Source organism: Myceligenerans halotolerans (assembly GCF_054782975.1).
Map to the genome: position 1 here is coordinate 1 of NZ_BAAGRL010000038.1, position 25,174 is coordinate 25,174.

The window sequence follows — 25,174 nt, forward strand, 5'->3', positions numbered from 1 at the left end:
CCCAGCCCGGCCGGCGGCCCCAACCTGCCCCCTTGACAAACCGCCCCACATATCAGCCGACCTGGTGGAGCCAGCGCACCGGGGCGCCCGCACCCGCCTGGCGGAAGGGCTCCAGTTCGTCGTCCCACGCCGCGCCCAGGGCGAGGTCCAGGGCGTCACGTATCGCGCGGGGGTCGCCGTGGTCGAGCGCGGCCCGCACCCGGTCCTCGGAGATGACGATGTTGCCATGGACATCTGTCATGGCATGAAAAATGCCGAGGTCCGGAGTGTGCGACCAACGAGCGCCGTCGACGCCCTGACTCGGTTCCTCCGTCACCTCGTACCGCAGGTGATCCCAGCCACGCAGGGCGGACGCCAGCTTGGCGCCCGTCCCCTGCGGCCCCTGCCATGAGTATTCAGTTCTGTAGAGCCCGCGCCCCGCGGGTTGGGGTGTCCAGTCCATGGTGACCCGTAGGTCCAGGACACCGCCTGCCTGCCACTCGATGTGCGGACAGAGGGCACGGGGCGCAGAATGCACGAACAGCACGCCACGAACAATTCCGCCGGCCATGTCTTCCTCCCTGGTCGAGGCACGTCTTCCCCTACGTCCTCACCGGGCGGTGGCGCTGTGGCCGGGCATCATGCGTGGTGTCCGCCTGCACTACTACGTCCGCTGCCCATCCTGCACGACTCCCCGGCCAGTTGCACGCGAAGTAGCGTGTTTACGGCGAGAAATTTCACCTTTCCATCAACTTTCGGTTCCAGATTACCGCTTTAACGGACTTTTTGGACCATCGTCCAAGTCAAGAACTGGGTGAAACCTGAGGAGTTGTTGGATGAGAGCTCAGAGACGTGCGCGCAGTTCACGCATGGCCTCCTTGCGGGCCTCGCGTTCGAGCCGGTCCAGGTAGAGCTTGCCGTCGAGGTGGTCGCACTCGTGCTGCAGGCAGCGCGCCATCAGGCCCTCGCCGGAGACCTCCACCTCGTTGCCGTCCAGGTCCGTGCCCACCACGCGCGCGTAGTTCGCCCGGACGGTCGGGTACCAGAGGTTCGGGACGGACAGGCAGCCCTCACCGCCGCCCTGCGTCTCCTCCCCCAGCTCGACGATGGTGGGATTGAGCACGTAGCCGATCTCGCCCTCGAGGTTCCACGAGAACGCCCGGAGGCTGACCCCGATCTGGTTGGCCGCCAGGCCGGCGCGCCCCTCGGCGTCGACGGTCTCCACGAGGTCGGCCACGAGCCGGCGTACGCGATCGTCCACCTTCGTGATCCGATCGCAGGGGGTCCGCAGGACGGGGTCGGGCATCACCCGGATCTCACGCATCGCCATGGACGCAGATTCTTCCACGTCACACTGACAGTCCGTGCACGCCGGGTGATGCCGGTCACTCCCGAACATAACCTATGGAAGACTAGACGCGTGGACATCAGCGCGTTGACCCAACCTCTCTTCTCACACCTGGCAGGCCTGCTCGCTACAGATGGATCGCACGACGGGCATCCGGACCGCAAAGGGCGACTGCAGATCGAACTCAGCGAACGCGACGGCGAGCTACTCGAACGCATTGCAGCCGCTGTGCCGTGGCGTGCGACGATGCGCACTCGCACCCGGACAACGAACTTCTCGCGAGGTGCGTACACGACCATGACGCTCCGCATCTGCGCACAGGAGGCACGGCGGTTCTTCGCAACGGCCGGCATACCCACGGGACCAAAGTCTTCGACCGTGGCCCCGCCGGCCCACAAGTTCTCAGCCGCCGACTACACCCGCGGGCTCCTGGACGGCGACGGCTCACTCGGCTTCACCGCGAAGGGATATCCATTCGTCAGCTTCACCACGGCCAGTCCCGCACTCGCAGCGTTCATGTGCGCGACGATCGAAGACGTGTGCGGTGTCGTGAGAACTGCACGCCGGAACACACGCGATGACGTGTTCAACATCATGGTCACCAACGTTGCGGCAGAGAAGCTTGCCACATGGGCGTACTACGACGGAGCGCTAGGAATGCGCCGCAAGCAAGCGGCCGCACGCGCGATCGCCGAGTGGACGCCTCCCTCCAGCCGCTACGGGGTCACGAAGCGCGCCTGGACGCCGGAGCAGGACGAGGTCGTGCGGTCCAACCCTCCAGCAGTGGCGGCACAACTCCTCAACCGTTCCTATCAGTCCATCAGTGTGCGGCGTTGGCGCTTGACGAACCAAGGCAGGTCCGAGACCAGGAGGGCGCGCTGAGGCAGTACGCGGCGTGTGCCGCATGTCGCGACACCCCTGGGCACCACGGATTTATCCGCTCCGCAAGGTAGGCTCCTCCTCGCGGCAACCGTCCGCCCGCGGGGGGGGCGAGGCGCCTCACGCCCCGTTAGCTCAGTCGGTCAGAGCAGCGAACTCATAATTCGTCGGTCCTGGGTTCAAGTCCCAGACGGGGCACCTCAAGGCCCGGAATCTTGCGGATTCCGGGCCTCCTCATTTCGTGACGAGGGTCGAGGTCACCGGAAACTCACCACTACGCCTGGCCGAACTGGTCGCCGCCGGGCTCGGGTGGTCGACTGTAGTTGCGGATGGTCGCCTGGGATGTGCTGGCGTCCTGGAAGACCAGCGTCCAGGGGCCGCTGTTCACGTCCATGTCGCGACCGAACCCCACCCACGTGCCGGTGATCCTGCGCCCGGTCGGCTCGATCAGCATCTGGATCGCGCCGTGGTAGACGGCGCCCCGGTAGTAGCCCTCACGCGAGGTTTCTTCACGCCAGCCGTGACCACGTTGCCCTCGATGGCGAGGTCCATGGACAGGTTCGAGTCCGGGTTCGAGCTGGCGCCAGGCAGTGATCGCACCGTCAGCTGGGAGTCGTGCTGGAGCAGCACGACGTAGTGCAGCCCTTCGAAGGTGCCGTCCCTGCCCGAAGAGAAGTACTGGTAGTGCGAGAGCCAGACACCGGGTGCCGTCATCCTCATGGCCCCGAGCCTAGCCACAAGTGTCGCCGCAATGTCGCCCTTTGGGGCGGGCGGTGCGGCTCCATCTGCCTCCCGGGGCAACCCTCCGTTCCGGCTTCTCTTCACTGGGGCATGACGTAGACGGCGGCGGGTTCGGTGAGGCCGTCGCCGTAGTGGTGGGTGAGGTCGACGATGTGCTGGGCTCCGAGGCTCAGGTAGAGGCGGATGGCGGCGTGGTCCTTGAGCATGACGTCGAACGCGATCGCGAGTCCCTGGGCTCGGGCGTAGTCGAGCGCGGTCCGCATGAGGAGTCGTCCGACACCGCCGCCTCGGTGATCGGGGTCCACGAAGAGTCTTGCGGGGATGGCCAGGCGGTCGATGTCGCCCCCGGTGTGCTCGTGCCAGGCGCGTGCGGCGTCGTCGTCGGCCTCTGCGCGGGTCAGCGTGATCTGCCCGATGGGGGTGTCGTTCTTGAGGGCGGTCCAGCTGCGTAGTTCTTGGTCGTGGCGGAGCCATACCTCAGAGTCAGCGACACCTTCGACGGGGTAGCCGTCCAGTTCGTGTACGCGGACCAGAGCGCTGGCGAGGCCGGGGACGTCTTCGTCGCGGCGGAGGCGGATGGTGAGGGTCATGGGTTCAGTACTCCACAGGCATGTCGTAGTCGAGCGCCGAGTAGTCGGCGCGCATGCGGAAGTTCGTCACTTCGAACGGGTACTTGTCGGCGGTCATGCCGGTGTGCCAGAGGTCGATCATGGGCACGCCCGCCGGCAGGTCGAGGGCTTCGACTTCTTCTCGGGTAGCAGGCCTGGCGGTGATCTCTTCGCGGATGTGCGCGATGGTGTAGCCGGCGTCTTCGAGGCGCCCGTACAGGCTGCGCTTGCCGAGATTCTCGGCCCTGGCCAGAGCGGTGCCCTGGGCGATGGACCACGGTATGAACGTCGTGCCGATCTGCATCGGGATCTCGTCAGCGTAATACCGGTTCTCACGCCGTACGACGTCAGCGCCGGGCTCGATGCCGAGCCGTTCGGCGACATGCGCGTCGGCGGGGATGCGTTCGGCGCTGCGGACCTCGACGCGAGGGGTCTTGCCCTGAGCTCTCGCCTCGGCGCCGAATGGGCCGTGGGTGGTGACCGCACGCATCGGGGCCGCGTAGCGCATGCGGCCGAAACGCATCCAGCGAGGCCGCTCGCGCACGAAGTAGCCGCGACCGTGCTCGGACCGGACCAAGCCCTCCTGGATGAGTTCCTGCACGGCAGCCCGAGCCGTATTCCGCGCGCTCTGGAACGTCTCAGCAAGCACACGCTCGGACGGAAGCCGGTCGCCGACGCTGTACTCGCCTGAATGGATCGCCTCCCGCAGAGCTGCGGCAATCGCACGCGCGTCGGCGTGATCGGCATGGGGTCGCTGAGCAGGCATGACCGCAACGCTAGCGAACTGGTTCACGCCACCCCCTTGCGTAGCTGGCTCAAGCCAGTCTACCGTCAGACTACTGGCTTAAGCCAGTTACTCGGCCAGCTGCACCAACTCCCTACTCGCGAGAGGCCCGCCCGTGATCACGGTCCAAACCACCAAGGCAGCCGCCCCCTTGCCCTCAAAGTGGCTCGTCGCCCTGGATATCGACGGCACGCTCCAGGAGACCGGTCGTCCGCCGTCGGACGCCGTCGTTCACGCGGTGCGCGCTGTCTTGAGCGCGGGGCATTGCGTGGTCCTGGCGACTGGTCGCTCCTTGATCGGTGCCGTGCCGGTGGCGTCGCAGCTCGGGATCCGTGACGGCTGGCTGGTCACGTCCAACGGTGCGGTCACGGCCCGGATCGTGGGCGGCAAGGTCAAGATCGTCGAGCGCTCCTCGCTCGATGTCCAGGCCGTGGTGCGGTTCGTCGCTCCGAAGCTGCGCCTGCGCATGGCCGCCGAGATCCCGGGAGACGGGTACCGGGTCACCGACCGGTTCGAGTCCCACGAACTGCCCGGCAACCTGTACATGTCCAACCTCGAAGGACTCTGGGCCGCCCCCAGCCCACGCCTGGCCCTGGTCGGCGCCGGTGCGGGCTGGCTGGTCGATCCCCTGCGGGAGATGGGCCTGAGCTCACACGCCCCGCACGCCGAATGGACCGACGTCGCCGCCGGCGGGGTCTCCAAGGCGGTCGCCCTGGAACGAGTACGCATCGCCACCGGAATCGCCTCGACACGCACGGTCGCGGTGGGCGACTCCGACAACGACATCAGCATGCTGCGATGGGCAGCCCGCGGGATAGCCATGGGGCACTCGCCGATGACCGTCCGCGAAGCCGCGAACCGGGTCACCGGAACACTGACCGACGACGGCGTGCTGCCCGTACTGCGCTCCATCGCCGGATGGCCGACGGCGGTGACCCGATGAACACGCCCGACGAGCAGACCCAGCACGAGGCCCTGGACGGCTGGGGCGACCAGACCGTCGGTGACTCCACCAGCTCGGTGAGCCCGTCCCGCACCTGGCTGGTCGGCGACCGGGTACGCATCGTGGACGGGCCACGCCTGCTGCTCGGCGCGCTCGGAATGGTCGTCGAGGTCGACCTGCCTGGAGCGTGGCCCATCCGCGTGTACATCGGCCAACGCGGTTTCGACCGGGCACTCCTGGCCACCCACGAACTCGAACCCGCAGACCTGACCACACCATGAACTGGCTGGTGACGGCCTACATCCTCCTGCTCGCCGTACTGCTGGCCGCACGGCACGCGTCCCAGACACGGCGGTGAGAGCACCAGCACCGTGCTACGTGAGCATGCTGACGTGCGGCCAGATGGCGAGCGTCTGCCGCTAACCCGCCTCACCACCCCAGAACGAACAGTAGGCCAGAGCCAAGAGGCTCTGGCCTGCTGTTTTGTGGGCTCCCCCGACTGGATTTGAACCAGTGACCTGCCGATTAACAGTCGAAATCGAGACCGCCCGGACCGCCCGGAGTGGACGCCAGCCGGACGCCGCCAGTCTGTGGGCGTCTGCTCGCGTCGCCCCGCTCATGTGCGGGTAGTTACTCGGTTTGTTACTCCGAGACGACTGCGGCGGCTGCCACTATCGCACGCCAGGAACGCGCTGAGGTGCGGAGCGAGTCGAGCTTGCCCGTGGTCACGCTGTCGCCTGTGAGGGGCGAGCCGATCCCCAGTGCGGCGGCTCCGGCGTCGAGCCAGGCTCCGGCGTCGTCTAAGGTGACGCCGCCGGTTGCCATGACGCCGACGTCGGGAAGAGGGGCGCGCAGCTGTCGGAGGAACTCCGGGCGGTGGGAGTTCGCAGGGAAGAGCTTCACGAGCTCCGCGCCCGCCTGTGCGGCGTGATCGACCTCGGTTGGCGTGAAGACACCCGGAAGCATCGTCACATCGCGTTGGTGGGCGTACTCGACGACGGGTACGGACAGGCCCGGGGCAACCAGGAACGTGGCTCCGGCGTCGATGGCGCGTCGAGCGTCGTCGATGGTGCGCACCGTCCCGGCGCCGACGTGAACGTCGGCGCCGAGGCGGGTAGCGGTCGCTGTGACGACGGCGAGCGTCTCGGGGCGAGTGAGGGGGAACTCGATCGTGCGGATTCCCTCGTCGGCGAGCACCTCGGCTGCCGACGCAAGGTGCGTGGTGTCGTTGCTGCGGAGGATCGCGACGAGTCGAGACTCACGGATCGCGTCAGCGGCACTCATCCGGCCGCCGCTCCGCTGTGGACCGTAGCCAGCATCCGTGATGCCTGCGCCTGGAGTGGTTCGCTCGTCGCGGAGTTGTCGATGATGAAGTGCTCCGCTACGGGCCGGTAGGCCAGATCGACCCCGCCGAGGTAGTCCGCCCAGTTGGCGAGCTTGGCGGTGTCGCGGGCCGCGCCTCGGCGCTTGAGGTAGGTGAGCATCGTGCTCGCGTCGCACTGCACCCACACGAGGGTCAGGCCGACCCCGGCCGCGCCGAGGCGGGTGTTCACACGCTCGATCCATGCCGGGTCTTGGAACTCGCGGATGAACGGCGCGGTCGCGATCACGCCGAGGCCCACGTCTGCATTCTCCTGGATCGTGGATAGGAGAGCCTCGTACTCGTGCGGCCGGGCGTGCTCCAGGTACGCGGGAGACTCGCGGTCGTATGAGGGCCGTCCGAGCTCTTCGAGGAGCCGCTCGACGACGGGCCGGGTGATGGTGTCCTTGTCGATGATGGCCGACCCGGTGAGGCGTGAGAGCACCCGTGCAAGCTCCGACTTGCCCGAACCGGCGTAGCCGCCGATGAGGAACGTGTGCGGCTTGCGCGTCTCGTCGGTCGCGGCCTGGAGCGTGATGCCGCTGCGCACGATGCGGCGCGAGCGGGAGACGTTCTCGACGAGACCCTCGGCGGCGAGTTGCTCCATGGCCTTGTTGATCGTCCAGACGCTGACGCCCATCTGTTCGGCAAGCGCGCGGGTCGAGGGGAGCGCTTCGCCATCGCGGAGCCTGCCCGCCTCGATGTCGTTCCTGAGGATGTGCTCGACGCGGTCGAGCTTCTTGCCGCCGACGTGTTCGGCGCTGTACTGCGACATGTGACCTACCTCACATCGTGAGCGTTCAACTGATCAGTTTAGGCCTAACAACTGGGCTGCCACCGATCATCCACCCATCGCACGCGTCTGCCAAGTCGCGCCCGCGGCGGCCAATCAGTTGACAGGTTGGACAGGTCTACTGTTAGGTTTCCATTCATCAGGTCTGTGAGTGGGGTCATTGATCCGGCTCACAGCTCGCCGAAGTGAAGGGGAAGCAATGGACAAGGAAGTCGAGCCGTCGTCGTGGGCTCTGGCCGTGATCGAGGCTGAGTGGCCGGTGATCGAGGCCGAGTGCGCGGTGGTGGACGCGGAGTGCGTCCTGGCCGCGCGTCCGAGTGAGGTCGCGGTGCGTCGTCACCGTCAGGCCGTGGCCGCTCTGGCTGCGGTGTCGCGCAAGTCGCGGGCCGCCCGTGTGGCGGTCGTCAAGGTCCGTCCGGAGGGCGGCCGTCGTTCGATCCGTTCCCGTTCCCTGGCCGCCGCGCCTGCGTCGGCTGCTGCCTGAAGGAGAGAAACCCATGGTCACGATGTCTCTGTTCTTCGTCCTGCTGGTCGCCTCGGTCGCCGGTTTCTACTTCAAGCGCATCGGCGGCGGTTCGTGGACGCTGGGCGTCCTGTTCGGCCTGGCCCTGGCCGCCACGGCGTGGGGTCCGACGATCCTGGGCGGCTTCCAGTCCGCCCTGGACTCGATCGTGCAGGCCATCTCCAGCGCGGCGGGCGCCTGATGAGCGGCCACGAGCACGACGGCTGGACGCCGACCGATGCCGAACTGGCCGAGTTGGTCAACGGCAACAACCCGCCCGTGACCGGCGGGCTGGACCAGGGCATGGTCCCGCCCGACCAGGACAACCCCGCACCCGAGGTGATCGACGCTCCGGCGCCGTCGTCGGCCGAGGTCGCCGCCCGTCCGGCGCGGGTGATCGAGCACCATGGGGATCGTGAGGTTCCGGTGCTGCCGGAGTGGCTGACCTCGTGGGACGTGTTCGTCCCGGCGTTCCGCCGGCACGCGAAGTTCGTCGCCACCTGGAGCGCGCACCACGGTGTGCGGGCGCCGTTCCTGTACCTGCCCCGCTTCCTGGGCCGCTCCGCCGTTGGCCTGGGTGTCTGCACCAAGGCTGTGGCCCGCTGGGTGCTGGACTCGGAGAACAAGGCCAAGCGCGCCGCGCTGATCGCGGGTGCTCGTGGCACGGCCGAGTACAAGACGCTGCGCAAGGAACACGCTGACGGCGTGCGCGCCCGCCTCGGTGGCCTCGCCGCCGCGGGCGCCCTGCTGGGGGTCGCCGGGGTGACGACGTACGCGAACGCCGGGCAGGACGGCCTGACCGTCGCCGCGCTGTCGGCTGGCGCCGCGGCCGTGACCGCGTTCGGGATCGTGGGCACCCGCCGTGTGTCCGCACCGATCACAGAGGCCGCCACGAGCGAGGTCCCCAAGCTCACGGTCGACGTCGTACAGGAAGCGCTGCTCACCCTGGGCCTCGGCTCGCTGGGGGAGGCCAAGCGCGGGAACGCGGAGATCAAGGTGCTGCGCATCTTCCCGGCCACGGGCGGGGTCGAGATCCACATCGACCTGCCGCCCGGCGCTACCGCGGCGGATGTGATCGAGCGCAAGGAGCGCCTGGCGGCGGCGCTGCGTCGCCCGATCGATTGCGTGTGGCCTGAGGGCAACCCCAAGGCGCACCCGTCGCGCCTGAACCTGTACATCGCTGACAAGGCGCTGTCCGAGCGGGGCGTGGTGCCGTTCAAGTACCGGCTCAAGGGCACCACGAACGTGTTCGAGGCTCTGGAGATCGGGCAGGACCAGCGCGGACGGCCCGTGACCACCTCCCTGATGTACAACAACGTGCTCGTCGGTGGCCTGCCCGGCATGGGCAAAACGTTCCTGCTGCGTGTGCTGATCATGGCCGCCGCCCTGGACCCGCGCACCGAGCTGCACATTCACGAGCTCAAGGGCACCGGCGACCTGCTTCCGTTCGCCCCGATCGCGCACGTGTGCCGCTCGGGGGACGACCCGGACGACCTGGCGGCGCTGGTCGCTGACCTCAAGGCCGTGCACGCCGAGATGCGCCGCCGGGCGAAGGTCATCCGGTCCCTGCCCCGCAGCGTCGCGCTGGAGTCCAAGGTCACCGACGAACTCGCCGCGGTGAGTAACCCGTACGGGTTCAAGCCGCTGCTGCTGGTGATCGACGAGTCACAGCTCGGGTTCAAGGCGCCCGAGGTCGAGCCGCTGGTGGAGGACATCAAGCGCCGCGGCCGGGCGCTGGGGATCATGGGGATCTTGGCGACCCAGCGGCCGAACAAGGACGCCATCCCCACCAGCATTTCCGCGCTCATCTCCCTGCGCGCCTGCCTGCGCGTGGGTGACCAGACGACCAACGACATGGTGCTGGGCACCAGCATGTACAAGGCCGGGCACCGCGCCACGATCTTCTCCCAGGAAGACAAGGGCATCGCGCTGCTGGCCGGGGAGAAGTCCGACCCGCAGCTCGTGCGGGCCGCGTACATCGACGGGGAACTCGCGGACAAGATCGTCGAGCGCGCCCGCGCCGTCCGCGAAGCACGCGGCCTGCTCACCGGCGAGGCCGCGGGCGAGATCGCCGCGGACACGGACCACTCGACCATCCTCGATCACCTGATCGCGGTCTGGCCCGAGACCGACCCGGAGTGGCCCAACGGCAAGATCTGGTCCTCGGTCCTGGCCGAACGTCTCGCGGAGCACAAGCCCGCCCTGTACGAGGGCTGGACCGGCCCCCAGGTCACCGCAGCCGTCAAGCCGCACGGCATCACCGCGAAGTCCGTCAAGCGCCCCGGTGGTGGCGTGCAGAACGGCCTGACCCGCGCCCACATCACTGCCGAGCTCGGCACCACCGACACCGCCACGACGAACGACAAGGAGGACTGACCATGCCCGCTCTCACCCGCCCTGCCAGCTCCCGCGGCCTCGTGCTGGCCACCGCCGTCTCGGTCGCGCTCATCTCCACCGTGGGCGCCTACCTCGCCATGGTCGCGTTCGGCATCGACGTGCTCGCCATGGACGCGCCCACCGCCTACGCCACCGCCGGAGTCTTCGAGCTGTCCCTCGTCACCGTCGCGCTCCTGGCGCGGGAGGCCGCCAAGGACAACCGGCCCGGCGGGACGCTCCTGACGCTCACGTGGGCGCTCAGCTCCGCGTCGGGCGCGTTCGCGGCCTGGCACGAGCTGTACATCGGCCACGCGCCCGGCGCGGCCGTGTTCCGGTTCCTCGTGCCGCTCCTGGCCGCCCTGATGTGGCACCTCGCGCTCATCGGAGACCGGCACCTCGCCACTGGGCAGTCCTGGACCGGCGCCCGCCAGGCCCGCCGCATGCACGCCCTGTTCCTGGCCACCGAGGACCTGTTCCGCGCCCAGCACCACGGCGGGCGCCGCCTCGCCGCCGCCGAGGCGCGGCGTCGCCGGGCACGCGCGGTCGCGCTGCGCACCGTGCCGCCGGAGGCCATGCGCGGACAGGTCGCCACCTGGTGCGAGGCGCTGGGCGCCGTGGGCGAGGGCACCGCCGACGTGGCCCGCCTGCACACCGAGGACCGGGCGCGGCTGTCCGCCATCCTCACCCCCGGACAGGACACCACCCCTGTCCGCCTGTCCAGCCCGGACACGGACCCGGACAGGTACGCGATCGAGGCGGCCGGACACGTGGCCGCCGAGGTCGCGGACATCCGGGCTGACAACTCCGCACCCTCCGCCCGTGTCCGGGCGGACAGGACCCGCCGCACGCCCCGCCGTGCCCCGCGTCCTGCCCGGCCTGCCGGGGCGGACAAGGCCGCACGCCTGGCCATCGTGGCCGGGCTCCTGTCCGACCAGCCGAACGCCACCGCATCCGATGCGATGTCCGCCCTGTCCGGCGCCGGACACGACGTGAGCGACCGCACCGCACGCCGCCTGCTGTCCGAGGCCCGCGCTGACGCCCTCACGCCCCTGGTCACGACGAACGACGCTGCGCCCACGGTGGCGCCGGTGCTCGCGGAGGTGAACTGACCATGACCGCCCCGAACCGGCTGGACCAGTCCTCGCCCGAGGCCGCCGAGCTGATCCGGGACGCGCGCGCCCTGGTCGCCGGGGTCGAGAAGGGCATCAGCTACGTGGGAGTCCTGTTCGCTCTCACCGTCGCGGCCACGATCGCCGCCATGAAGGCCGACCTGCGGATCATCGCGGCCGTCGCCGCCCTGCTCGCCGTCGTCGCGTTCGCCGCCGCGCTGCTCGGAATCCTGTTCCGCATCACCCTCGGTGACCCACCCGCCCCCGCCGCCGAGGCCGCCCCGGCAACGCCCGCTCCGGTAGCGGAACCCCCCGCTACCAGTAGCGCCGCCACTACCGGCGAAAACCCCGTGATTCTGCGGAAGTAGCGAGGTAGCGGCCCGGCTGCCAACCCCGCTCTCCCCGCGAAACCCCACCCCCGCCAGGGCACGGCGGGCGCTACCACTACCCGCCGTGCCCCTACCTGACCCATGCCAAAAACGGGAAGGAACACCGCGATGACCAGCACCACACCGCACGACACCCGGCCCGATCCGCGATGCGTGGCCGCGTGGCTCGACGGCTACGCGACCGGTGAGCACGTGGGCGCCTCGCCCGCCTCGCCGCTCGGGCGGGCGCTGTGGACCGAGGGTTACGACGCCGGGCACGCCGACGGCATCGCTGCCGGACGCCGCCAGGTCGAGGCCGAGCTCGCCGCCCGCTGGGCGGGGTACCGCGCCGAACTCCTGGCCCGGGCCGGTCAGCCGTCCTACGCCGACCTGTGCGACCGGCGCGCCCGCCTGGCCGCACAGGCGGGCCACCACGACACCGCTGCGATTGAACGCGCCCGCGCCGCTCGCGCCCGCTCGCGGCAGGACGCCATGGACGCAATGCCCGGCCCGTTCGAGTCCGCCCACCCGCTGCCCGCACCGTCCCAGATCAACCCCGCCCCCCGCCCGTCCCAGGCCGCTCGCCCGGCCGCCGCCTGAACGGAGACACTCGCCATGACCACACCGAGCCCGCTGGAGCGCGCCGCACGCGCCGCCTACACCCGCCCCGATGGCTCGATCCCGTGGGAGCGACGCAAGACCCGCACCCGCGCCTACTGGCGCACCATCGCCCGCCGGGCGCTGGACGCGGCCCTGGACGTGCTGGAACTGGCCGCCGTGCTGGAGACCCACCGCGAGGCCGCACCCGTGCCCCACCCCGAGGCCGGGCACGTGGACGTGTGCGCGCTGTGCGGCATCGTCGGCGACATCCACGCCCACCAGGCCGACAAGCTCCGCGCCACGATCCTCGCCCCCGCCGTGCGCATCGTGCCCAACGACGCACCCGGACGCATGTACGGCGAGGGCTACGACGGCGGATGGGACGACGAGGGCACCGCCGCCGAGGCCGCCCGCGTCGCACGCGAACTCCAGAACCGCCGCCAGCACCAGGCCGACGACGAGGGCGAGGGCGAGGACCAGTCATGACCACGATCCCCACCACCCCACCCGACACCGACACCATGGACGTGGAATCCGTGTTCTGGGAGGCGCGCCCCGAACTCGCGGCCGTGCGCCAGTACGCCCGCGCCGCCATGGCCTCACCCTGGGCCGTCCTGGGCTGCGTGCTCGCCCGCGTCGCCCTGTCGGTGCCGCCCGTGGTCGTCCTGCCGCCCCTGGGCAACGACTCCAGCGCCGTCGCGAGCTTGAACCTGTTCGTGGGCCTGGTCGCGCCGTCCGGCGTCGGCAAGGGCGTCGCGACGCGCGCCGCTGAGGGATTCCTCAGCATCCCGCCCGGTGGCGGGCGCCTGATCGTCGAGCGGCCCCTCGGCTCGGGTGAGGGCATGGCGCACGTGTTCACCGACCAGGACGAGAGCGGCGAGGACGTGCCCGCGCTCCACTCCGTGTGGTTCGACGTCCCCGAGGTCGACACCCTCACGGCCCTGGTCGGACGCAAGGCCTCCACCCTCGCCTCTGAGGTACGCAAGATGTTCACCGGGGAAGGTCTCGGCTTCCAGAACGCCGACGCCACGCGCCGCAAGATCGTGCCGGCGCACTCCTACCGTGCCGCTCTCGTGGCCGGGGTCCAGCCTCGCAAGGCGGGGCCGCTACTCGACGACGCGGCGGGGGGCACGCCTCAGCGGTTCCTGTGGATGCCTGCCACCGACCCTGGCGCCCCGGACGTACTCCCGCCCGCCCCGGAACCGCTCGCGTGGTGCTCGCCCGTGCTGGCCACCCACGCAGGCCGCATGCCCTTGATCGTCGCGGGGTCGATCAAGGCCGAACTCCAGGCCGAACGCCGCGCCCGGCTCCGCGAGGAACTCACCGACGACAACGGGCAGCAATCCCTGGTGCGGCTCAAGGTCGCGGCCCTGCTCGCGCTCCTGGCCGGGCGCACCGAGGTCACCGAAACGGACTGGCACCTGGGCGACTACGTGATGGGCGTCTCGGACCGCACCCGCCAGCGCATGCGTGAAGCACTGCACGCCGACGCTCAGCAGGCCGTACGCGAGCGGGCCGAGGCCCGCGCCGCGTTCGACGAACACCAGGACGCCGCCGCTGTCCAGCGCACCGCGAGCAAGATCCTCGCCCGCCTCACCAGCGAGCCCGCCCCCGCCAGCGGCATCCGGTCCGGGCTGGGCAAGAACCTGCGCGACTACTTCGAGGCCGCCGCCGACGAGCTGATCCGACGCGGCCTCGCCGTGCGCACCGACGACGAGTACCGGGGACAGACCCGCGTCATGCTCCACCGCCGCGAGTAGCCCCATAGCCCTGGCACATGCCAGGCCTACCAGGGCTAAAACACCAGGCCTAAAACCCCAGGTCAGACACCGAAACAAGCCATGGCGGGTTAGCCCTGGCACATGCCAGGGCTAACCCCCTCCAGCCACACCCGATGCCCCGCCCACTCGTGCAAGGAGACCGCCGCATGAGTACCCCGACCAGCACCACCGCCGCGACCCAACCCACCCCCGTCGTCCCGGTGCTCTACCGCGTCGAGGAAGCCGCCGAAGCGCTCCGAATCTCGCGGTGCACCGCCTACGAGCTGATCCGCTCCGGCGCGCTCCGCTCCGTGAAGATCGGCACCCGCCGACTCGTCCCCGTGATCGCCCTGTCCGAGTACGTCGAAACCCTCTGGAGTGCAGCATGAGCAAGAAGACCGACGAGAAGAAGCGCCGCCCGAACGGTGAGGGTGGCCTGTCCTGGAACGAGAAGCGACAGCGCTGGATCGCCGTGACGACGGTCGGCTACGACGGCCGTGGAAAGCGGATCGTGCGGCGCGGTTCGGGTAAGACTGAGGCCGAGGCGCTCCGCGAGATGCGCAAGCGCGTCAAGGCCTACGAGTCCGGTCTCGTCGTTGCCGCCGAGTACCGCACCGTGGGCGACGCCGTAAGGGACTGGCTTGACTATGGCCAGACCGGGGAAGCGCCCAAGACCATCAAGGAGAACCGCGACAACTACAGGCTCTACATCGAGCCGCACCTCTCCGGCCGACGCCTCAAGGACCTTCGAGCTCAGGAGCTCGATGAGTGGCTCGAAGGGCTCACTGACACACTCGGAACCGGCATGTTGAAGAAGGTGCACTCGACCCTGAACCGTTCCATCAAGCGCGCCATGGCCCGAGGCTACGTCGACCGCAACGTGGTCGAGCTCTGCACCGTGCCCAAGGGGAAGAAGAAGGGCCGCCCGTCCAGGTCGCTCACGCTGGCTCAGGTGGAGGCGATCCTGGAGCACAGCCGAGAGCACTGGATGTACCCGTACGTGGTCGTCTCGCTCACGGTCGGGCTCCGCACGGAAGAGGTCCGGGCGCTCACCTGGGACCGGGTCCACCTGGAGCCCGAGGAGGTCGCAGGAGTGCCGCCGCACGTGGAGGTCTGGCGCTCTGAGCGATTCGGAGGTGACACGAAGACGCCCAAGTCCCGACGCACGCTCGAACTGCCAGCGATCGCAATCAAGGTGCTCCGCCGTCAGCGGGTGTGGCAGCAGGAGAAGCGCCTCGCAGCCGGGCCGCGATGGAAGGAGACCGGCCTCGTCTTCACGACCGGCGTGGGGACAGGGATGTCGGCGGACAACACCCGCCGCGACTTCCGCAAGGCGCTCCGCCTGGCTCCGGGGATCAACCCCGCCGAGTGGACGCCTCGCGAGCTCCGCCACTCGTTCGTGTCGCTGATGTCCAGCGGGCAGGTTCCGATCGAGGAGATCTCGCGCCTGGTCGGGCACAGCAGCACTGCCGTGACGGAGAGGGTCTACCGGCACGAGCTCCGCCCGGTGATCCAGTCGGGGGCACGCGCGCTCGACTCGCTACTCGGGGATCAAGTACCGGCGTAGTTACTCACTTTGTTACTCACGGAGTAGCGGCGACATCAGAACGAACCGCAGGCCAGAGCCGTAGAGGCTCTGGCCTGCTGTTTTGTGGGCTCCCCCGACTGGATTTGAACCAGTGACCTGCCGATTAACAGTCGGACGCTCTGCCAGCTGAGCTACGGGGGATCGTGCCGCCCGTCCGGTGTCCCGCCCGGCGACCTGCAAAAGAGTAGCAGGTCCGACGCGGTGAGCCCGAATCGAAATCCGGGCCCGTCCGAGCGACGTCGATCACACCGCCGCCGGGTGCGGTGAGCGCTCAGCGGGCCGCTGGTTCGCGCCCCGGTTCACATCGGCAGGCCGACGGCCGAACGCGCTCGGGCTTCGGCTGCGTCGACGGCCGCGGCGACCGCCGGATCGTTCAGGTCGAGGTCCGCACCGCCCACCACCTGGGAGAACATGTCCCCGTTCGCCCTGCGCCGCACCGCGACCCGCGCGGACCGCCCGTCCGGCAGGTTCACGGGTGCGGCATGCACCACGGACCATTGCACCCGCTCGCGCAGCATCTGCGGGAAGGAGGTACGCCCCTTCGCGGTGAGGTGCAGCACCAGCGGGGCACCGCCGTCGACCCATTCGACCGTGATGGTGCCGCTCTCGGGATCGGCGGTCGCGCGGTCGACGTCGCACCACTCGCGGTCGAGGGTCACCTCGCCGCCGCCCGTCACGATGAGCGCGGTCCGTGACGCGAACGCCCAGCCGCCGTCGTCGAGTTCGGTCCGGGCCAGCGGCCGGTCCGCGCCGTGTGAGCGGAGCGCGGCGCGGACGGGCTCGGGCAGGCGCAGGAACATCTCCATGAGCGCCACGCTACTGCGCCGGGGCCGTCCGGTCCGGTCCCGGCGTCGGCGCGCCCGCACCGTCGTCGGGCACGTCGTCCACGGCGGTGCCGGAACGACGCCGCAGCCCGCTGAACACCGCCCAGGTCACCGCCGTGAGCGGGACCGCGATCACGGCGCCGAGCAGCCCGGCGAGCACCGTTCCGCAGGTGATGGCGAGCGCCATCGCGACCGGGTGCAGGTTCACCTGCTTGCCGGTGATGAGGGGCTGCAGCACGTTGGCGTCGATCTGGGCGATGACGGTCATCCCGATGGCGACGATGATCGCCGACGTCGGATCCCCGGTGGCAAGCGTGACGACCGCGCTGATGATGATGGCGGCCACCGGACCGACCATCGGCACGAACACCGCCAGGAACACGACCACCGTGAGCGGGAGCGCGAGCGGGTTGCCCATGAGGGTCAGGAAGACGCCGGCCATCGTCGCGTCGGCCAGCGCGACGAACGCGATGCCGCGCGTGTAGCCCGAGAAGGTGCGCCAGCCCGTCCGGCCGGCGAGCTCCCACCGGTCCTGGAGCCGTGCGGGCAGCTGTGTGACGAACCACCGCCAGATCGCGCCGCCACCGGTGAGGAAGAAGATCGTGAGGAACATCGCGAGCACGACGACGGTGGCGCCGGTCGCGGCGAGGTTAGCGCCCTGCAGGGCCTGGTCGATGACCGCCCCGCTGTTCTCCTCGAACCAGACGCCGCCGTCGGCGAGCCAGTCCTCGCTGGTGCCGACGTCGAACGGCAGGGACGCGGCCAGGGAGTCGAGACCGGTGGTGAGCTGGTCGGCCAGGTCGTCGGCGCGCGCGGCGATGGTCGAGACGACGTACACGGTCAGGCCACCCACCACCGCCAGCAGGGTCAGCAGCGACGCGATCATCGCGAGGCCGCGCGGCAGGGCACGGTCGTAGAGATTGCCCAGCGGCAGCAGGATAGCGGTGAGGACCAGCGCGAGGTACACCGCCACGAACACGATCTGCACGAGGCCGACCAGGTAGACCACCAGGCCGATCGCGGCGGCGATACCGATGAACCGCCACGCGGCGTCCCCGGTGGCGCGCAGCCAGGCGCGGTCTGGCCTGGAGGGGCTCGTTTCGGGGACGACGGCGGTCGCGACGTCCGCTGTCGTGCTCGGTTCTTCCGGGCCGGCGTTCCGTACCGGCGCGTGGGTGGTCATGGCCGCTCCTGTCCTCGGTGTCTTCTCGGTCGGCCGCACCATGCGGGCGGGCCGCGTAGCGCAACGGAGGAAATGTATCGGTTTGCCAGTCTTCGTGACAGCGCCGATTCGGCCTCGCCCGAATCAGGACGGCACCAGTGCACGACAACGTAGCTCGGGAGGCTGACATGGGCAGGACGGCGATCGTGGCCGGTGCGGGCCTGGGCGTCCGCCCGGCCGGACCGAACCCGGGCGCGTCAGCCGCCCGGCCCCACCAGCCGCGCGTGCAGTGCCAGGGCCGACAGGTCGGTGAGTGACGCCACCTGGTCGACCACCACGCGCAGGCGCGCGGCGGCGTCGGCAGCGTCCTTCCAGTCCGCGGCGAAGGACGGTTCCAGCTCGTCCGGGCGATCGGTGAGCGCGCGCACCAGGTCGGTGAGGATCTCCCGTTCGCGCTCGTAGCGCGGCTCCATGCCGCGGGGCGCCATCACGTACGTCACGGCGATCCCCTTGAGGGCGAGGATCTCGAGCTCGGTCTCCTCGGGAACCATCAGCCGCGCCGCGTACCGCGTGAGCGGGCCGTCCCCGTACTCGCGCCGTGTCGCGGCGACCGCCGCGCCGGCGAACCGGCCGATGAGCTGGCTCGTCATGTCCTTGAGCGACGCCAGCGACCGCCGCGACCCGTCGTAGGCGCGCAGCAGGTAGCCCTCGCCGCGCAGGTAGTCCTGGAGCCTGCCGATCGCGGCCACGACGTCGTCGGCCGAGTACCACGCGCCGTACCAGTCGCGCACGTGCTCGGCCACGCGCGCCCGTTCCTCCGCGTGGGCCATGAGGTCGAGGTCGATCCGGCCCGCCACCACGCCGTCCTCGACGTCGTGCACGGAGTAGGCGACGTCGTCGGCCAGGTCCATGACCTGTGCCTCCAGGCACTTCACGCCGACGGGGGCGCGCTCGCGCAGCCAGGTGAACACCGGGACGTCGTCCGCGTAGACGCCGAACTTGCCGCTCGGCTGCCCGTCGGGGCGCTCGGGTCCGGACCCGTACGCCCACGGGTACTTCACGCTCGCGTCCAGCGTCGCCCGCGTCAGGTTCAGGCCGACGGGCTGCCCGTCCTCCGCGAAGACCTTTGGCTCCAGCCGGGTCAGCAGCCGCAGCGTCTGGGCGTTCCCCTCGAAGCCACCGATGTGCTCGGCCAGCTCCGCGAGCGCCGTCTCCCCGTTGTGCCCGAAGGGCGGGTGGCCCAGGTCGTGGGTGAGGCAGGCGGTGTCGACGACGTCGGGGTCGCAGCCGAGGCTGCGGCCGGTCTCGCGGCCGACCTGCGCGACCTCGAGGGAGTGGGTGAGGCGGGTGCGGACGAAGTCGTCGTGCCCGGCGCCGAGTACCTGGGTCTTGGCGCCGAGGCGGCGCAGGGCCGAGGAGTGCACGACGCGGGCTCGGTCGCGTTCGAAGGGCGTGCGTGAGATGGACTTGGGCGGTTCCGTGACCCACCGCTCGACGTCGGACTGCGTGTACGACGCCGGAGCGGCGGGCCCGGATGTCTCGTTCACGTCCACCAGGCTATCCCTGGTGACGGACAGCCCCGGCACGCGTCCGGTCCCGCGGGTGAACGATCTGCCCGTGGGGCGTCTCAGCCACGGTGGCCCAGACGGGGAGCCCGGGGCGCCGCCCGCGCGCGCCCTCCCGGCCGGGAGAGGCCGTCGCTATGCCTCGGCCGGGGCCGGGCGGTCCTTCGGCATCAGGGCGACCGCGAGGAGCATGAGTGCCGAGCACGCCGCCGTCGCGAGGAAGACCAGGTGCATCGCCTGCGCGAGACCCGGGCCCTCCGGGGTGCCGTCCGGGCCTATTGCCGCGTGTGCGTTGACGATGGCGCCGAAGACCGCCACGCCCACGGCGGACCCGATCGACCGGGAGAACATGTTGATCCCGGTGACGGCGCCGCGTTCGTGCCACGGCGCGCTGGTCTGGGCCGCGATGAGGGTCGGCACCGCGGTCAGTCCCATGCCCGCGCCGATGAGGAACGTGGTCGCGGCGACCTGCCAGACCGCTGAGTCCTCGCCGAGGAGGAACACCGCGAGCAGCGAGCCCGCGATCACCAGCGTGGAGCCGATCAGGCTCGTTGCCCGGAACCCGATCCGCAGGTAGAAGCTGCCGGACCAGGTCGCCGTCAGGGGCCAGCCCAGCATCATCGCGGCGAGGGCGAACCCGGCGATCAGCGGGCCGACGCCGAGCACACCCTGCGCGTAGATCGGGATGTAGGTGGACAGCCCGAGCACGATGACGCCCACCATCAGGGCGGCGGCCGTGGACGACCCGATCACGCGGCGGCGCAGCACCCGCAGGTCGAACACGGGATGGGCGGTCCGCAGCCCCCACCAGGCGAAGCCGCCCAGCAGGACGGCAGCCAGCACGAACAGGCCGGCCGTCAGCGCCACCGGCAGGGACGCGCCCTCCAGCAGGCCGAGCAGCAGTGCGGAGCTGCCGGCGGTGAGCAGCGCCGCGCCGATGTAGTCGATCGGCTCGCGCCGGCCGTCGCGCTCCGACTCGTGGAAGCTGCGCCACAGCATCCCGGCGGCCAGCAGGCACAGCGGGACGTTGATCCAGAAGATCCAGCGCCACGAGGCGAACTGCGAGAACACACCACCCAGGGTGGGTCCCACCACGGACGACATCGCCCAGACGCTCGCCAGGTACCCCTGGGTCTTCGCGCGCTCGGCGAGGGTGTAGACGTCGGACACGATCGTCATCGACATCGGCATGACGGCGCCCGCGCCGAGGCCCTGCACGACACGCCCCACGATGAGCCAGGTCATCGACACCGCGAGCCCGCACATCACGGAGCCCAGCAGGAACAGCCCGATACCGGCGAGCATCACGCGCTTGCGGCCGAGCACATCGGCCAGTCGCCCGTACAGGGGCACGCTCACCGCCTGCGCCAGCATGTAGACGGAGAACACCCAGGGCAGCCGCTCGAAGTCCCCGAGGTCGCGGGCGATCGTCTGCGCCGCGGTCGCCAGGATCGTGGCGTCCAGGGCGACGAGCGCGGCCGCGAGCATCAGGGAGCCGAGGATCGGGCCGCGCTCCGAGCGCAGGCCCACGCTGCGGCGGGTGACGGGCTGGGCAGGGGCGGCGGAGGTCATGCGGCGGCCCCGGAGCCACCGGCGGTCAGAATGTGCACTCCTGATACAAGGTTGCCCAGGGCACGTTCTATTCCCGCTCGCCGTTCCCGACGACGGCGCGGCGGGACACCGAGCCGCGCGGGGGACGGAGGGGCCGTCCGGGCGCCGATCCAGGGCAGATCGGCCGACCGCTCCGGCCCCCGCGGCGGACCGGCCACTCCCGGTGGCCAAGCCCGGGGGTCGCCGGCGCCCGATCGCGCGCGGCGGATGCGGCCGGGGTGACAGGCTGCACGGCTCGCGCGAGGATCCGCGGATCAGTCGGAGGCGCCGACGGTGCCGTACTTCGCCCGGACCGCTCGCAGCCGCTCCCCGGTGGCGCCGGGATAGGCGCGCGCGAGGTCCTCGGGGGTGGTGCCGGGCAGGAAGTTCACGTAGGCGGGACCGGTGTCCACCGCGATCCGGGCGGCGGAGGCCGACACCCAGGACCGCAGCTCGGCCTCCTTCGCCGGATCGGGCGTCATCCCCGCGACCGTCGCCATCACGGCGGGGTCGCGGTGGGCGAACGCGGTCTCGTCGGCGCCGACCCGCGCGATCGCACCGCCCATGACCCGCAGGTTGAACACGGCCGGGCCGCCCGAGGCGGTGCGGACGGCGTCGATCATCGCGGCGGCCGTGTCCTCGTCCGGGACACCGGTGAAACCGGTCTCGACGACGGCGCGCATGCCCGCCGTCTCGGGACCGCCGCCCTCGAACATGGCCGGGTACGGCTTGGCCTCCACGAGGTCGACGAGCGGGATGTGCGCCCGCAGCGGAGCCAGGGCGTCGGCCGCGACCTCGGGCGCGCCCGACCAGCAGACGAGTGCCACGATCACGGGTTTGCCGTGCAGTTCGGCGGGCAGGAACGGCGCGGGCGGCGCGATCATGGCGTTGACCATGCCCGACAGCTCGTCCGGGCCCGCGGCGATCGCCGCGACGGCGTCGGACAGCACGCCCGGCTCGGCCTGCCAGACGAGCAGCCCGCCGACCACGTCCGGGGTCGGCACCAGCCGCAGGTCCAGCCGGGTGACGACGCCGATCCCGGCGCCGCCGCCGCGCAGCGCCCAGAACAGGTCGGGCTCGGCGTCCGGGCCGGTCTCGACGACGTCGCCGTCGGCCAGGACCACCTCGGCGCCGAGCAGGTTGTCGAGCGTCAGCCCGTCGCGGCGGCTGAGGAACCCGATCCCGCCGCCGAGCGTGAGGCCCGCGACACCGACCGTGCCGGTGTCGCCGAACCCGGTGGCCAGGCCCTGTTCTCCGGCAGCGGTGGTGTACGCCCCGGCGGTTGCTCCGCCCTGGGCGCGCCCGATCCGGGCCTCCCGGTCGATGCGGATCTCGTCGATGAGGCGCAGGTCGAGCACGACACCGCCGTCGAGCAGCGAACTGCGGGCGTAGGAGTGGCCGCCCGAGCGGACGGTGAGCGGCAGGCCGGCGTCGCGGGCGGCGCGGACGACGCCGGACACCTCGGCGGTGGTGCGTGGCCGGGCGAGCACGGCCGGGACGCGCGGCTCGCCGTCGAACACGGTTGCCGCGAGGGTGCCGAGATCAGGTGACGCGGGGGTGAGCAGGCGGTCGCCGAAGGTCTCGGCGAGCGCGGCGAAGGACGGGTGGAGCGGAGCGAAAGACACGGGATCCTCCAGGTCTGGGACACACGTTCGACAGAAGATTAGATCTCGAAGGATTAGATGGCAAGGGGTTTACAGCTAGGCTCGATCCATGAGCGACACACCCGGCCACCACTCCGCCGCGGGAAGGGACCGGGTCCGGTGACGCGCCCCAGCGGCCCGCGGCCCGTCGCCGTCGCGCTGTGGAAGACGGCGCAGCCGCTGATCCGCGGGTTCGACGCCCTCCTGCTCGAGCACGGGGCCTCCTGGCAGGTGTGGCACATCCTGCTCGCGCTCAGCACGAACCCGCCACGCACGCAGCGGGAGCTGGCCGGCGCGGTCGGCATCCGCGAGGCGACGCTCACCCACCACCTGCGCGCGATGGAGGACAACGGGCTGGTCACCCGCACCCGCGTGCCCGACAACCGGCGCGTGCAGCAGGTCCAGGTCACCGAGGACGGCGCCCGCCTCTTCTCCGAGCTGCGGACCGCGGCCGTCGAGTACGACCGCCGGCTGCGGGCGGCGATCGGCTCGGACGACGACGTCTCCCGGTTCCTCGACGCCCTCGGCCGGCTCGCCGCGGCCGCCCCCGAGGGCGCGCGCGACATCGTCCCGGAGGACTGGCCGCAGGAACCGAAGTCATAGGAGCCGACGCCGTAGGTGCCTACACGTTTCGGCGCCTACCGTGCCCACGACCGCCGTCGGACGCTGTGGACGACAACTCGTACCGACGAAGGAGTGGAGACGAGTGACGGCAACGACGAAGAAAGTCACGCGGGTGCGCACAGTGGTGATGGCTGCGGTGCTCGCGCTGTTCGGGGCACTGCTCGTGGTGGTGGCCGACCCGGTACCGCCCTCGGCGGGCGCGCACGGCGCGACCCTGTTCCCCGAGTCCCGGACCTATGCCTGTTACCGCGACGGCATCGACAACGGCGAGGGCGGCGGCCTGAACCCGCAGAACCCGAAGTGCGCCGCCGCGCTGCAGCAGTACGGCAACTACGCGTTCTACAACTGGTTCGGCAACCTCATCTCGAACGTCGGTGACCAGCACCGCGAGACCATCCCGGACGGCAACCTCTGCGGCCCGGGCGACGACTTCGCGGGAATGCGACCCGGCGGCACGGACTGGCCGACGACGCAGGTCACCGCCGGGCAGCACATCACGTTCCGGTACTCGGCATGGGCGGACCATCCCGGCAAGTTCATGCAGTACGTCACCCGGGACGGCTGGGACCCGAACCAGCCCCTGAAGTGGTCCGACCTGGAACCCGAACCGTTCGACGTCGCGTACGACCCACCGAAGCAGGACGGACCGGAGGGGGCCGAGTACTACTGGGACGCGACCTTGCCGAACAAGGAGGGACGCCACATCATCTACTCGATCTGGGAGCGCTCGGACAGCCCCGAGGCGTTCTACGCCTGCTCTGACGTGGTGTTCGGCGGGAGCTCGACGCCGACGCCGACACCCACCCCGACACCGACGCCGACGCCGACGCCGAGCGGGACGTCGACTCCGGAGCCGGGCGCCTGCGAGGTCACGATCACCCCGGTGAACGCCTGGAGCGGCGGCTACCAGGGCGGGGGCGAGGTGACCACCGAGGAGGCCGTGGGCACCTGGGACGTCGAGGTCATCTTCCCCGGCGGGGACACGGTCACCCAGTCGTGGAACAGCGAGTACTCGCAGACGGGCGACACGGTCACGTTCTCCAACGCCGCCTGGAACGGCTCGATCCCGGCCGGTGGCAGTGCGACGTTCGGGTATCTCGCGAACGGCGGGCCCTCGACGCCGTCGGCCGCCACCCTGAACGGGACACCCTGCTCGATCGGCTGACGGGGTCCGATCGACTGACGGGGTCCGAACGCACGACTGCGGGGTGAGGCCGGGTCGCCGAGGCGATGAGCTCCTCGGCGACCTGCCTCACCCCGCAGTCGGGTTACTCGCTCAGCGCAGGTCGATCAGACGACGCCGGACGAGCATCAGCATCGCACCGGCGGCGATGAACAGGGCCGAGCCGATCATCGCACCGGACCCCGTCGGACCCGTTGCCGCCAGCTTCGGCGGCTCGGGCTTCGGCCGCTCGGGCTTCGGCTTCATCGGCTTCTCGCACTCGATGTCGTCGAGCTGGACGATGAACTCGGCCTTGAGGTGGCCGATCTGGTTCCAGCTCTCCGGCAACTCGCCCCAGCCGTGCCCCACGGCCAGTTCCGCGGTGATCGTCACTTCCTGACCGGGCTCGTACGGGCCCTCCGGGTCCGCGACGTAGGTCACGACCCCGTCCTCGGGCAGCACGATCATCGGCTCCGTCGGCTCACCATGCACGCACTTCGACTGGGTCACCATCGGGTCCTCCGGCAGCACGAGGACGTCGCAGTCGATGTCCTCGAGCTGGACCACGTAGATCGCCTCGAAGTCCGAGACCTGCTCCCAACCCTCGGGCAGTTCACCCCACACGTGACCCTCGGTCAGCGTCGCGGTCACCGTGACCTCCTGACCCGGCTCATACGGACCCTCCGGATCAGCGACGTACATGATCGCGCCGTCCTCCGGAAGCATGATCGTCGGCTCGGTCGGCTCACCATCGACACACTCCGACTGGGTGACCATGGGGTTCTCCGGCACGACGATCTCGTCGCACTCGACCTCTTCGAGCACGACGACGAACTCGGCCTCGGTATCCGAGGTCTGCTCCCAGC

Annotated in this window: 29 protein-coding genes and 2 tRNA genes; 16 read left to right on the top strand and 15 right to left on the bottom strand. The window is 70.4% G+C overall.

Annotation, left to right across the window (positions count from 1 at the left end; translation table 11 throughout):
* Positions 1-52: 52 nt before the first annotated feature.
* Both ACYVK5_RS21145 and def read right to left on the bottom strand, forming a co-directional pair.
* Positions 53-550 (bottom strand): DUF3145 domain-containing protein, encoded by a 498-nt coding sequence (locus ACYVK5_RS21145; RefSeq protein WP_460707947.1) that lies wholly within the window; start codon positions 548-550, stop codon positions 53-55.
* A 273-nt stretch (positions 551-823) separates the two neighbouring features.
* Positions 824-1,309, bottom strand: coding sequence for a peptide deformylase (gene def / locus ACYVK5_RS21150; RefSeq protein WP_460707948.1), 486 nt, complete (start codon positions 1,307-1,309; stop codon positions 824-826).
* Between the two features lie 90 nt (positions 1,310-1,399).
* On the opposite strand from def, the gene ACYVK5_RS21155 reads away from it, so the two are divergent.
* Both ACYVK5_RS21155 and ACYVK5_RS21160 read left to right on the top strand, forming a co-directional pair.
* Complete coding sequence (locus ACYVK5_RS21155; protein ID WP_460707949.1) at positions 1,400-2,209, top strand: hypothetical protein; 810 nt, start codon at positions 1,400-1,402, stop codon at positions 2,207-2,209.
* 121 nt (positions 2,210-2,330) lie between these two features.
* Positions 2,331-2,404: transfer RNA gene (locus tag ACYVK5_RS21160), tRNA-Ile, on the top strand.
* Between the two features lie 76 nt (positions 2,405-2,480).
* On the opposite strand, the gene ACYVK5_RS21165 is transcribed toward ACYVK5_RS21160, so the two are convergent.
* The 4 genes from ACYVK5_RS21165 to ACYVK5_RS21180 all read right to left on the bottom strand — a co-directional run bounded on the left by ACYVK5_RS21165 (position 2,481) and on the right by ACYVK5_RS21180 (position 4,348).
* Positions 2,481-2,660: a hypothetical protein gene (locus tag ACYVK5_RS21165; protein ID WP_460707950.1), complete on the bottom strand. Its 180-nt coding sequence runs from the start codon at positions 2,658-2,660 to the stop codon at positions 2,481-2,483.
* A complete protein-coding gene (locus tag ACYVK5_RS21170) occupies positions 2,654-2,926 on the bottom strand; it encodes a hypothetical protein (RefSeq protein WP_460707951.1) in 273 nt (90 codons plus the stop codon). Before ACYVK5_RS21170 ends, ACYVK5_RS21165 begins: the two co-directional genes overlap by 7 nt.
* Before the next feature lie 101 nt (positions 2,927-3,027).
* On the bottom strand, positions 3,028-3,537 hold the full coding sequence (locus ACYVK5_RS21175; RefSeq protein ID WP_460707952.1) for a GNAT family N-acetyltransferase: 510 nt from the start codon (positions 3,535-3,537) through the stop codon (positions 3,028-3,030).
* Positions 3,538-3,541: 4 nt separating this feature from the next.
* Positions 3,542-4,348, bottom strand: a complete 807-nt coding sequence (locus ACYVK5_RS21180; protein ID WP_460707953.1) for a GntR family transcriptional regulator — start codon at positions 4,346-4,348, stop codon at positions 3,542-3,544.
* Positions 4,349-4,454: 106 nt separating this feature from the next.
* On the opposite strand from ACYVK5_RS21180, the gene ACYVK5_RS21185 reads away from it, so the two are divergent.
* Both ACYVK5_RS21185 and ACYVK5_RS21190 read left to right on the top strand, forming a co-directional pair.
* Complete coding sequence (locus ACYVK5_RS21185) at positions 4,455-5,282, top strand: HAD family hydrolase (protein ID WP_460707954.1); 828 nt, start codon at positions 4,455-4,457, stop codon at positions 5,280-5,282.
* The gene (locus tag ACYVK5_RS21190) at positions 5,279-5,563 is read left to right on the top strand and encodes a KOW domain-containing RNA-binding protein (RefSeq protein ID WP_460707955.1); all 285 of its coding nucleotides are present in this window, start codon (positions 5,279-5,281) and stop codon (positions 5,561-5,563) included. The genes ACYVK5_RS21185 and ACYVK5_RS21190 overlap by 4 nt, the downstream gene beginning before the upstream one ends.
* Positions 5,564-5,924: 361 nt before the next feature.
* Here the strand turns inward: ACYVK5_RS21190 and ACYVK5_RS21195 are convergent, their stop codons facing one another.
* Together ACYVK5_RS21195 and ACYVK5_RS21200 are read right to left on the bottom strand one after the other, a co-directional pair.
* Positions 5,925-6,566 (bottom strand): bifunctional 4-hydroxy-2-oxoglutarate aldolase/2-dehydro-3-deoxy-phosphogluconate aldolase, encoded by a 642-nt coding sequence (locus ACYVK5_RS21195; protein WP_460707956.1) that lies wholly within the window; start codon positions 6,564-6,566, stop codon positions 5,925-5,927.
* Positions 6,563-7,417, bottom strand: coding sequence for a GntR family transcriptional regulator (locus tag ACYVK5_RS21200; protein WP_460707957.1), 855 nt, complete (start codon positions 7,415-7,417; stop codon positions 6,563-6,565). Before ACYVK5_RS21200 ends, ACYVK5_RS21195 begins: the two co-directional genes overlap by 4 nt.
* A gap of 217 nt (positions 7,418-7,634) precedes the next feature.
* Between ACYVK5_RS21200 and ACYVK5_RS21205 the strand changes: the two genes are divergently transcribed.
* The 10 genes from ACYVK5_RS21205 to ACYVK5_RS21250 all read left to right on the top strand — a co-directional run bounded on the left by ACYVK5_RS21205 (position 7,635) and on the right by ACYVK5_RS21250 (position 15,717).
* Positions 7,635-7,919 (top strand): DUF6284 family protein, encoded by a 285-nt coding sequence (locus ACYVK5_RS21205; protein ID WP_460707958.1) that lies wholly within the window; start codon positions 7,635-7,637, stop codon positions 7,917-7,919.
* Between the two features lie 13 nt (positions 7,920-7,932).
* Positions 7,933-8,139: a hypothetical protein gene (locus ACYVK5_RS21210; protein ID WP_460707959.1), complete on the top strand. Its 207-nt coding sequence runs from the start codon at positions 7,933-7,935 to the stop codon at positions 8,137-8,139.
* Entirely contained in the window at positions 8,139-10,313 is a 2,175-nt protein-coding gene (locus tag ACYVK5_RS21215) for an FtsK/SpoIIIE domain-containing protein (protein WP_460707960.1), read from the top strand. Before ACYVK5_RS21210 ends, ACYVK5_RS21215 begins: the two co-directional genes overlap by 1 nt.
* 2 nt (positions 10,314-10,315) lie before the next feature.
* On the top strand, positions 10,316-11,422 hold the full coding sequence (locus ACYVK5_RS21220; protein ID WP_460707961.1) for a hypothetical protein: 1,107 nt from the start codon (positions 10,316-10,318) through the stop codon (positions 11,420-11,422).
* Between the two features lie 2 nt (positions 11,423-11,424).
* The gene (locus tag ACYVK5_RS21225) at positions 11,425-11,790 is read left to right on the top strand and encodes a hypothetical protein (RefSeq protein ID WP_460707962.1); all 366 of its coding nucleotides are present in this window, start codon (positions 11,425-11,427) and stop codon (positions 11,788-11,790) included.
* Positions 11,791-11,919: 129 nt separating this feature from the next.
* Entirely contained in the window at positions 11,920-12,390 is a 471-nt protein-coding gene (locus ACYVK5_RS21230; protein WP_460707963.1) for a hypothetical protein, read from the top strand.
* A 15-nt stretch (positions 12,391-12,405) separates the two neighbouring features.
* Positions 12,406-12,876, top strand: coding sequence for a hypothetical protein (locus tag ACYVK5_RS21235; protein WP_460707964.1), 471 nt, complete (start codon positions 12,406-12,408; stop codon positions 12,874-12,876).
* Positions 12,873-14,150, top strand: a complete 1,278-nt coding sequence (locus tag ACYVK5_RS21240) for a hypothetical protein (RefSeq protein WP_460707965.1) — start codon at positions 12,873-12,875, stop codon at positions 14,148-14,150. The genes ACYVK5_RS21235 and ACYVK5_RS21240 overlap by 4 nt, the downstream gene beginning before the upstream one ends.
* A 167-nt stretch (positions 14,151-14,317) precedes the next feature.
* The gene (locus ACYVK5_RS21245) at positions 14,318-14,539 is read left to right on the top strand and encodes a helix-turn-helix domain-containing protein (RefSeq protein WP_460707966.1); all 222 of its coding nucleotides are present in this window, start codon (positions 14,318-14,320) and stop codon (positions 14,537-14,539) included.
* Entirely contained in the window at positions 14,536-15,717 is a 1,182-nt protein-coding gene (locus tag ACYVK5_RS21250) for a site-specific integrase (protein WP_460707967.1), read from the top strand. The genes ACYVK5_RS21245 and ACYVK5_RS21250 overlap by 4 nt, the downstream gene beginning before the upstream one ends.
* Positions 15,718-15,806: 89 nt before the next feature.
* On the opposite strand, the gene ACYVK5_RS21255 is transcribed toward ACYVK5_RS21250, so the two are convergent.
* From ACYVK5_RS21255 to ACYVK5_RS21280, 6 genes are all read right to left on the bottom strand, one after another.
* Positions 15,807-15,879: transfer RNA gene (locus tag ACYVK5_RS21255), tRNA-Asn, on the bottom strand.
* A gap of 158 nt (positions 15,880-16,037) precedes the next feature.
* Entirely contained in the window at positions 16,038-16,544 is a 507-nt protein-coding gene (locus tag ACYVK5_RS21260; RefSeq protein WP_460707968.1) for a hypothetical protein, read from the bottom strand.
* A gap of 10 nt (positions 16,545-16,554) precedes the next feature.
* Positions 16,555-17,745, bottom strand: coding sequence for an AI-2E family transporter (locus ACYVK5_RS21265; protein ID WP_460707969.1), 1,191 nt, complete (start codon positions 17,743-17,745; stop codon positions 16,555-16,557).
* 236 nt (positions 17,746-17,981) lie between these two features.
* Positions 17,982-19,280, bottom strand: a complete 1,299-nt coding sequence (locus ACYVK5_RS21270; RefSeq protein ID WP_460707975.1) for a deoxyguanosinetriphosphate triphosphohydrolase — start codon at positions 19,278-19,280, stop codon at positions 17,982-17,984.
* Between the two features lie 144 nt (positions 19,281-19,424).
* Entirely contained in the window at positions 19,425-20,861 is a 1,437-nt protein-coding gene (locus ACYVK5_RS21275; protein ID WP_460707970.1) for an MDR family MFS transporter, read from the bottom strand.
* Between the two features lie 293 nt (positions 20,862-21,154).
* Positions 21,155-22,504, bottom strand: coding sequence for an FAD-binding oxidoreductase (locus ACYVK5_RS21280; protein ID WP_460707971.1), 1,350 nt, complete (start codon positions 22,502-22,504; stop codon positions 21,155-21,157).
* 138 nt (positions 22,505-22,642) lie between these two features.
* On the opposite strand from ACYVK5_RS21280, the gene ACYVK5_RS21285 reads away from it, so the two are divergent.
* The gene (locus ACYVK5_RS21285) at positions 22,643-23,125 is read left to right on the top strand and encodes a MarR family winged helix-turn-helix transcriptional regulator (RefSeq protein ID WP_460707972.1); all 483 of its coding nucleotides are present in this window, start codon (positions 22,643-22,645) and stop codon (positions 23,123-23,125) included.
* Positions 23,126-23,228: 103 nt separating this feature from the next.
* On the top strand, positions 23,229-24,311 hold the full coding sequence (locus ACYVK5_RS21290) for a lytic polysaccharide monooxygenase (protein ID WP_460707973.1): 1,083 nt from the start codon (positions 23,229-23,231) through the stop codon (positions 24,309-24,311).
* Positions 24,312-24,422: 111 nt separating this feature from the next.
* Here ACYVK5_RS21290 and ACYVK5_RS21295 read toward each other — a convergent pair.
* A partial coding sequence (locus ACYVK5_RS21295; RefSeq protein ID WP_460707974.1) for a hypothetical protein occupies positions 24,423-25,174 on the bottom strand: 752 nt, incomplete at its 5' end.

What these genes read in the sequence shown, in the direction of transcription:
- ACYVK5_RS21145 (WP_460707947.1), bottom strand. Translation starts at nt 550, where the DNA reads ATGGCCGGCGGAATTGTTCGTGGCGTGCTGTTCGTGCATTCTGCGCCC.
- def (WP_460707948.1), bottom strand. Translation starts at nt 1,309, where the DNA reads ATGGCGATGCGTGAGATCCGGGTGATGCCCGACCCCGTCCTGCGGACC.
- ACYVK5_RS21165 (WP_460707950.1), bottom strand. Translation starts at nt 2,660, where the DNA reads ATGCTGATCGAGCCGACCGGGCGCAGGATCACCGGCACGTGGGTGGGG.
- ACYVK5_RS21170 (WP_460707951.1), bottom strand. Translation starts at nt 2,926, where the DNA reads ATGAGGATGACGGCACCCGGTGTCTGGCTCTCGCACTACCAGTACTTC.
- ACYVK5_RS21175 (WP_460707952.1), bottom strand. Translation starts at nt 3,537, where the DNA reads ATGACCCTCACCATCCGCCTCCGCCGCGACGAAGACGTCCCCGGCCTC.
- ACYVK5_RS21190 (WP_460707955.1), top strand. Translation starts at nt 5,279, where the DNA reads ATGAACACGCCCGACGAGCAGACCCAGCACGAGGCCCTGGACGGCTGG.
- ACYVK5_RS21195 (WP_460707956.1), bottom strand. Translation starts at nt 6,566, where the DNA reads ATGAGTGCCGCTGACGCGATCCGTGAGTCTCGACTCGTCGCGATCCTC.
- ACYVK5_RS21200 (WP_460707957.1), bottom strand. Translation starts at nt 7,417, where the DNA reads ATGTCGCAGTACAGCGCCGAACACGTCGGCGGCAAGAAGCTCGACCGC.
- ACYVK5_RS21205 (WP_460707958.1), top strand. Translation starts at nt 7,635, where the DNA reads ATGGACAAGGAAGTCGAGCCGTCGTCGTGGGCTCTGGCCGTGATCGAG.
- ACYVK5_RS21210 (WP_460707959.1), top strand. Translation starts at nt 7,933, where the DNA reads ATGGTCACGATGTCTCTGTTCTTCGTCCTGCTGGTCGCCTCGGTCGCC.
- ACYVK5_RS21215 (WP_460707960.1), top strand. Translation starts at nt 8,139, where the DNA reads ATGAGCGGCCACGAGCACGACGGCTGGACGCCGACCGATGCCGAACTG.
- ACYVK5_RS21220 (WP_460707961.1), top strand. Translation starts at nt 10,316, where the DNA reads ATGCCCGCTCTCACCCGCCCTGCCAGCTCCCGCGGCCTCGTGCTGGCC.
- ACYVK5_RS21225 (WP_460707962.1), top strand. Translation starts at nt 11,425, where the DNA reads ATGACCGCCCCGAACCGGCTGGACCAGTCCTCGCCCGAGGCCGCCGAG.
- ACYVK5_RS21230 (WP_460707963.1), top strand. Translation starts at nt 11,920, where the DNA reads ATGACCAGCACCACACCGCACGACACCCGGCCCGATCCGCGATGCGTG.
- ACYVK5_RS21235 (WP_460707964.1), top strand. Translation starts at nt 12,406, where the DNA reads ATGACCACACCGAGCCCGCTGGAGCGCGCCGCACGCGCCGCCTACACC.
- ACYVK5_RS21240 (WP_460707965.1), top strand. Translation starts at nt 12,873, where the DNA reads ATGACCACGATCCCCACCACCCCACCCGACACCGACACCATGGACGTG.
- ACYVK5_RS21245 (WP_460707966.1), top strand. Translation starts at nt 14,318, where the DNA reads ATGAGTACCCCGACCAGCACCACCGCCGCGACCCAACCCACCCCCGTC.
- ACYVK5_RS21250 (WP_460707967.1), top strand. Translation starts at nt 14,536, where the DNA reads ATGAGCAAGAAGACCGACGAGAAGAAGCGCCGCCCGAACGGTGAGGGT.
- ACYVK5_RS21260 (WP_460707968.1), bottom strand. Translation starts at nt 16,544, where the DNA reads ATGGAGATGTTCCTGCGCCTGCCCGAGCCCGTCCGCGCCGCGCTCCGC.
- ACYVK5_RS21265 (WP_460707969.1), bottom strand. Translation starts at nt 17,745, where the DNA reads ATGACCACCCACGCGCCGGTACGGAACGCCGGCCCGGAAGAACCGAGC.
- ACYVK5_RS21275 (WP_460707970.1), bottom strand. Translation starts at nt 20,861, where the DNA reads ATGACCTCCGCCGCCCCTGCCCAGCCCGTCACCCGCCGCAGCGTGGGC.